Annotated in this window: 5 protein-coding genes; 1 reads left to right on the top strand and 4 read right to left on the bottom strand. The window is 50.6% G+C overall.

Features of this window, described 5'->3' with window-relative positions; translation table 11 throughout:
• From MHN01_RS11970 to MHN01_RS11960, 3 genes are all read right to left on the bottom strand, one after another.
• Nucleotides 1-1,973, bottom strand: a 1,973-nt coding sequence (locus MHN01_RS11970) for a PAS domain-containing protein (protein WP_239411558.1), incomplete at its 3' end; no start/stop codon positions are given.
• On the bottom strand, nt 1,973-3,229 hold the full coding sequence (locus MHN01_RS11965) for an ABC transporter substrate-binding protein (RefSeq protein ID WP_239411557.1): 1,257 nt from the start codon (nt 3,227-3,229) through the stop codon (nt 1,973-1,975). The genes MHN01_RS11970 and MHN01_RS11965, both read right to left, overlap by 1 nt.
• A 360-nt stretch (nt 3,230-3,589) precedes the next feature.
• The gene (locus MHN01_RS11960) at nt 3,590-4,090 is read right to left on the bottom strand and encodes a YfbU family protein (protein WP_239411556.1); all 501 of its coding nucleotides are present in this window, start codon (nt 4,088-4,090) and stop codon (nt 3,590-3,592) included.
• Nucleotides 4,091-4,339: 249 nt separating this feature from the next.
• Here MHN01_RS11960 and MHN01_RS11955 point away from each other — a divergent pair, with 249 nt between their 5' ends.
• Entirely contained in the window at nt 4,340-4,993 is a 654-nt protein-coding gene (locus tag MHN01_RS11955; protein WP_239411555.1) for an energy-coupling factor ABC transporter permease, read from the top strand.
• Between the two features lie 80 nt (nt 4,994-5,073).
• Here MHN01_RS11955 and MHN01_RS11950 read toward each other — a convergent pair whose 3' ends face one another.
• On the bottom strand, nt 5,074-6,828 hold the full coding sequence (locus MHN01_RS11950) for a formate--tetrahydrofolate ligase (RefSeq protein ID WP_239411559.1): 1,755 nt from the start codon (nt 6,826-6,828) through the stop codon (nt 5,074-5,076).
• Between the last annotated feature and the right edge of the window lie 28 nt (nt 6,829-6,856).

Below are 6,856 nucleotides of genomic sequence, written 5' to 3'. Positions count from 1 at the left end.
TTGGCCCGGCTTTCGACAATCAGCATGGCCTGATGAAAAGAGGCCTGAATATCAACCGCTGTCAGCGAGCTGTTGGCCGACTGTTTCTTTGAAAAACTGCGCAGGGTCGAGATGATCCGCCCCATGCGAGAGGTCAGGTTGTCGATTTTTTCCAGACTGACCGGCAGCTGGGTGTAGTTTTCCTTGTTGATTGCCATTTTGGTGGCAAAGACATGGGTCGAGATGGCTGACAGGGGCTGGTTAAGCTCATGGGCCAGCGAGGTCATTGTCTGGCCGACGACGGCCATTTTGGCGGCCTGAATCAAATCATCCTGGGTCGCCCGCAGATCCGCCTCGACGCGTTTTCGATCCTCTACTTCGGCTTTTAGCTGGCGGTTACGGTTGGTGAGGGACTGGGTCTTTTCCCGGACCATGTTTTCCAGCCAGCGGGCAGCGTTTTCCTGTTCGGTGATATCGGTCATCGTGACAATGACCTTGTCGTTGTTCCCCTGTTTGAACAGGCGAAAGTCCAGTCGCAGATAGAGCTTGTTATCATCACTGTGGCTGTGCATCAGGGTCAGGTTGCAGGCCCGGTTGCTGAGCAACGGGCTGGTATTGGCAAACAGGGCCTGAAGCCGCTGTTGCATGTTATCGCTAAACAGGGTCCAGATTGTCTGTTTGACAGGTGATGCATCGTAGTTGAACAAGGCCTGCGCGCTGGGGTTGACGGATTCGACTACGCCGTCCAGGTTGCAGGTGATAATACTGGCCTGGGTATTGTTAATTAGGTTCAGTGCATTGCTTTGCTGCATTTCCTGCATCTGGCGGCAGAAGTAGCGCAGGTTATCGCCCAGCATACCGATTTCGTCATTGCCGGTGACCTGGATATTGGCGTTAAGTCGGTTGTTGGCGACAGAATACAAATCTTGCGACAGCAGGTTGAGTCGTTTGACGATACCGCGGCCGACAAGGTAGATAGAGAGGGTCACTGTCAGGAATATAGACAACAGCACGACGCCGAACAGGACTATGTTGCTGATCTTGATCGAGTGGTTTGTCTGCTCGTTGAGTTGCTTGAGAGAGGTATTCTCCTGTTCAACCATGGCCTGGATCAGCTCTTCCTGGTACTCCAGCCGGGTCTGGATCTGGCCCTCATACAACCTGATGGAGTTGTGCAGCTCGACATCAAGCCTCAACTGTTCCTCCAGCACTCCTTTCGGTTCGACGAGGGTGATCAGCTCCTGCAGCAGTTGCCGGTATGAGATGGTTGACGGGTAATGGTTCAGGTTCTGGCTCATTTTACTGATTTCTTCGGTCTTGTAGCCGATGAAGTAAAAGGCGTTGCCGAGATCCCGGTTTTTCCGCTGCTGGATGATCTCCTGCACCAGCTGGTGCAGCTCATTTTCTTTGATAGTGATTGACTGGATAAACGAAAACTCCGCCATCACGTCGGTGATCGCCTCGGTATTGATCGCGTTGGGCAGCATTCGGGTAACCTGCCACTCGACCTCCTGGCGCAGCGGTGTAAGCTCATCGACCAGATCCTGATGGAGCCACTTGATGGCATTTTCTGTCTGGGCCAGCGAGTACATGTGCGTATTACGTCGGTATAGCAACCCAACATAGGCCGAAATATCCGTCAGTAGAGTTTCATGCTCGGCCTTGATTGCCGGGTAGAATTTCAAGTTCGCCGTTTCTTTGATAGCAGCCGATATCTGTTCTAGCTTGGTGGTGATATTTTGCTTGAGCTCGGCATGTAAAATCGGATCAGTATTATTGCTGAGCATATTAAGAGCAGCCTGAAGCCCAGCCGTATTTCTTTCCAGCTGGTAACTGACCCGCAGGGTCGGCATGTTTTTCTCGATGATGGTGTTAACCTGGGTATTCAGGTTTTCCCAGTTAACAACGGCAATCAGGCTGACACTTATGGTCAACAGGGCCATAAAGCCGATGGAGGCGACCAGGCGATTGCCAATGGTATTTCTCAGCAACATCACTGCACCTCTTTGATAGCTGTGAGGAGCTGCTCTGAGATGAGAATCGATTCCTCCAGCTGTTTACTCATCACCCGGCGCCAGCGCTTGACGCTCTTGGCGGTATGCACATCTGTCTGAGAGTGGATCAGGGCTTGGTTGTAGGCGATGCTGTTGGCCTGCGCATCGCTGACAGGCGGCGATGAAGCCAGCTCGATGGCGCGCTGATATTGCTGTTGCTGCGCATCGGTTAACGATGGTTGCCGGGCTAGCTGGTGAATGTGGCGCCATGCCTGGTTGAGCAAATCCAGCTGATGGTTGATGATTTGGTCAAACAACAGCTTGATTAAGATGGTACGACGCTGCATCTGCTCATAATCAATCTGCAGCACGGTAAAAGGCTGGCTGGGCTTTTGGTGCAGGCCATACTTGTTCAGGGAGCTGGTAGATAGACTTTGCTGCACGTTGTCAGACAGCAGGAAACTGATGAAATCCAAACTGTGGCTGGCTTGGTGGCGGTTTTTGACCGCCGCGATATAGCTAGGTAGCCGTGGGCTTTGTTCCTGGTAGTGAAACCCGATAAATGGAAACTGTTTTTGATCTTCAAAGGCAAAGCTGTCAATAACAGGGCCTACGCCGGTTAGACCGCGAGATATGGCATCGCTGACGCCAAAACTGCGTGCCGAGACGGAAGCAAGGTTGCCGCCAATTTGGAGTAGTAATTTCCAGCCGTCTGTCCAGCCGTACTGTTGCAAGATGTTTTCGACCATTAGATGCGTAGTGCCGGATCGGCCGGGGCTGCTCATAATCAGGTGCCGGAAATATTGTGGTTCGGCCAGGCTCTCCCAAGTCAGGGGAATATCGAGCCGGTGCTTGATCAGGTAATCCTTATTCCACATTAGCCCGTAACCTGAATAGCCGAAAACCGCGATAGAGGAGGCCGAATCCGACATGAAGGGTTGCCAGTCGTTATCTAGGTTCTGGCTAAGCGAGTCCAAGGGCAGCAGCCGGTTGTTCTCTATGAGCGGCATGAACAGCGTGGGAGAGGATGAAATCACAATGTCGATATCATGATCATTCTTGCTCAGTAGGCGAAGGCCTGACTCTTCCCGTCGGTGAAGGACTTTTATGACTGCATCCGGGTAGTGTTGCTGAAACTGTTGGGTGACCGGCGTGATCGATGATTCGGTAAAAGTCGTCAGAATAATCAATTGTTTCGTAGGGGCAGCAATACAGGCTGATGAAAAAGATAGCATTAATATAATAAATCGAATCATGATCTTTACTATTTACCTTGTATTGAGAGCCCCTGTATACAAGGTTACTTCGCAGGATTGTAGTGAATTAAACGAGGCGATGAATGATTTTCTAAGATGCTATCGATTTTATAGTTATACAGGTTAACTTTCGGTCAATAGTGACTCATCTTGGTGTCAAGATTTGTTGGATGTCACATTTTATTGCTGTTATGGCAAGAGGACAAGCGATGTTAGTGTGAGCGCAGAGTTAACGGTGCTGGCTGTTGAATAGAAAGTCGGAATTAGGTAAATAGTTATGGCGAGAATTAAATTTCATCCGGCTTGGGAAATAAAAAAGCCGGAGTTTTCCCCCGGCTTAGTCATTCCTAACGTTAGCGGTTAGGCATTTTGAATCTGTTGGATTTCTGTCGCCGACAGGTGATATTGACGAGGGCAGTTACGCCATGTCTGAAGCATGCGGTGGTATTTCTCTAGCATCGGGACCTGGCTGTTGAACATGTGTTCAGACTTGTCAAACTGTGGGTATAGGCCTTCTTCGTCGGTCAGGAAACGAACGTAATGGACAAGTTGAGATTCTGTTGCTGCATCAAAACCCAGGAATTGCAGGCGGCGCTGATCAACCTGTTTCTGGTTGTCTTCGCTGAGCATTTTGAATGATTCCTGCATCGCGTGATACATTTCCATAAAGTCAATTACGTTACGGCAGTCTTCTTCTTCCAGGCAGCCGAAGTCTTTATCCAGTTCACGCATCTGCAGACCATAGCCGCGCTCGACAATCGTTTGCAGGCGACGGTATTTTGCTGCGTTCTCCGGGTTCATTTTCGACATCAGATAATACTGGTTAGATAGAATAAGACGTTGTGCGTTGGTCATTTCCATAATCGTAGGCCTTTAATATTGTATTGAGCTGGCATTGAGATTATCAGGTTGAAGGTAAAAAAAATTGATCTGACTCCGTCTTGCCAATGATTTTTTGTTAAATAAAATTGACTGGCTAAAGCTTGTGCAATCAGGCTTGAAGTCGATATTTAACAATTTTTTATCCCTGTTTTTTACAAGGTTATAGATGGGCTATCCTGTTGATATAACTTTAGCTTATTTGGCATAGAAGGTACTGCAAGGATGACGATGCTACAGTGGATTGGCTATCTGGTTTGGCTGCTGATTTTGGTGGTGAGTTTTCCTCGGGAGTTCTGGCCCAAGTTTCGAGCGGAGAAAGATTATCAGCACCTGGTGCTGGGAACGATTGTGATCCTGTTCTTGCTATGGAGTCTGAGGGCAGGGATCGCTGAAGGGCTGCAAGTGCATTTTCTTGCTTTAACGGTATTGGTATTGTCGCACGGTTGGCAAATTGCCGGCCTGATAGGATCTATTGTCACTATATTACTGGTGGCCGTGGGAGTGGTCGAGTTGCCCGGTGCCGGTTTATATGCGTTAACCGGTGTTATCTTACCTGCCATATTCAGTTTCGGTGTCTTTCTATTTAGCTACCGCTATATGGCAAGGCATATGTTTATTTATATCTTTGTTGCTGCCTTCTTTAATGGTGCATTGACCATGGTCGCTCATTTGCTGCTGACTAGCGGCTGGATGTATTTTGATTATGGCTATTCGTGGGACTATATCGTCGATAATTATTTGGTGCTGCTTCCGTTGCTGCTTTTTCCCGAAGCCTTGATAAACGGCATGGCTATTACTCTATTGGTTGTATATAAGCCGGAATGGGTGAGAACTTTTGCTGATCGTGACTATATTTACCCCTCCAATAAGAAAGATAAATAAGTTGCATGGAATAAAAACGCCAGACGATGTGCTGGCGTTTTTTTGCGTTTAACCGTTTAGTTTGATAACCGGTGAGCGGCTTAGCTCAATCCGACGATATTGCCGTCGTCATCAATGTCCAATGCCATGTAGGCTGGCTTTTCAGGTAGCCCCGGCATCGTCATTACATTGCCGCACAGCGCATAGACAAAGCCGGCTCCGGCACATAAGCGCAGTTCGCGGACCGGGACAATGAAATCTGACGGCGCGCCTTTCTGGCTTGGATCATGGGTGATCGAAAGCGGTGTCTTGGCCATACAGACAGCGAGGTTGTCGTGACCTTGTTTTTTCAGTTCGGCCAGCTGTTGTTTGGCCAGCGGTGACAGTTCGACGCCACGGCCGCCATAGCCGACCTCGGCAAGGGTCATCAGCTTTTCTTCCAGGGTTTGATCCAGTGAATACAGCGGCTTGAACTGTGTCGGCGTCTGGCAGGCGCTAACAACAGCTTGTGCCAGTTCGGTAGCCCCTTCGCCGCCTTTGCCAAAGGCTTCGCTGATTGCGACATCGACATAGCAACCAAAATCTTCCTCGCGGATCCAGGTCTTGAGCAAGTTAAGTTCGGCATCGGTGTCCTGCGGGAAGCGGTTTATTGCTACCACCACCGGAATGCCGTATTTAGCGGCATTGCGAATATGCCACTTCAGGTTTTCAAAGCCACCCAGCAGGGCTTTTTCATCCGGGGAGAAAATCGCGTCTGGCAGGGCCTGGCCTGGTCGTAAATCATAACAGCCGGAGTTGGCTTTCAGGCCACGCAAGGTGGCGACGACAACCGCACAGTCAGGGCCGCGTTCTGCTTGTTGAGCCTTGATGTTGCAGGCTTTCTCAAAGCCCATGTCCGAGCCGAAGCCACCCTCGGTGATGGTGTAATCACTCAGCTTCAACGCAATGCGATCAGCAATGATCGACGAGTTGCCGTGGGCGATGTTGGCAAACGGCCCGGCATGGATCAGCGTGGGAACACCTTCCAGTGTCTGCATCAGGGTCGGTTCGATAGCCTCGCACATGGTCACGGCCATTGCGCCGGCAACCTGGAGATCTTCGGCCGTTACCGGCTGGCCGTCGATGTTGTAGGCCAATACCAGTCGACCAAGACGTTGGCGCATATCGGCCAGATCTTTGGACAGGGCCAAAATGGCCATCAGTTCGGAAGCAGCAGAAATATCGAAGCCGTCGTTACGGGCGATCCCGTTGATAGTTTTGCCCGGCTCGTTGTTGCCGACAGTGATCATTCGCAGGGCACGATCGTTATGGTCCATTACCCGTTTCCAGCAAATGCGTTGGATATCAATCCGAAGCGGGGTCAGGGCGGTCTTTTCGGCAAATGCTTCATAACCGTGGCGCTCTTCGTGGTAGAGACGGGCATCCAGTGCGGCGGCTGCCAGGTTATGGGCGGCCGTCACGGCGTGGATGTCGCCGGTGAGGTGCAGGTTGAGTTTTTCCATCGGCGCCACTTGACTGTAGCCGCCGCCGGCAGCGCCGCCCTTGACGCCAAATACCGGTCCCATCGAGGGTTGGCGAATACAGGCCATAACGCGTTGGTTTATTTTGGCCAGTCCCTGTGCCAAGCCGATGGTGGTGACGGTCTTGCCTTCGCCCAGTGGCGTCGGGGTGATGGCGGTAACCAGTACCAGTTTGCCTTCTTTGTTGTTATTCAGGCGCTTAAGGATCGAGGGTTTTACTTTTGCTTTTAGCGTACCCTGTGGGGTTAGATCATCCGGCAAAATGCCAGCGTGTTGAGCGATGTGATCAATTGGAGTGAGTGTGGTTTCACGGCAAATTTGAATATCACTTTTCATGGGGCCATAACCTCGCATCGGTAGCAAT

This window comes from Photobacterium sp. OFAV2-7 (assembly GCF_022347985.1).
In the GTDB taxonomy this organism is placed as follows: Bacteria; Pseudomonadota; Gammaproteobacteria; order Enterobacterales; family Vibrionaceae; genus Photobacterium.
The sequence above is the reverse complement of the archived record's forward strand: the minus strand, read 5'-3'. Positions and strand labels throughout refer to the sequence as shown.

What these genes read in the sequence shown, in the direction of transcription:
- MHN01_RS11965 (WP_239411557.1), bottom strand. Translation starts at nt 3,229, where the DNA reads ATGATTCGATTTATTATATTAATGCTATCTTTTTCATCAGCCTGTATT.
- MHN01_RS11960 (WP_239411556.1), bottom strand. Translation starts at nt 4,090, where the DNA reads ATGGAAATGACCAACGCACAACGTCTTATTCTATCTAACCAGTATTAT.
- MHN01_RS11955 (WP_239411555.1), top strand. Translation starts at nt 4,340, where the DNA reads ATGCTACAGTGGATTGGCTATCTGGTTTGGCTGCTGATTTTGGTGGTG.
- MHN01_RS11950 (WP_239411559.1), bottom strand. Translation starts at nt 6,828, where the DNA reads ATGAAAAGTGATATTCAAATTTGCCGTGAAACCACACTCACTCCAATT.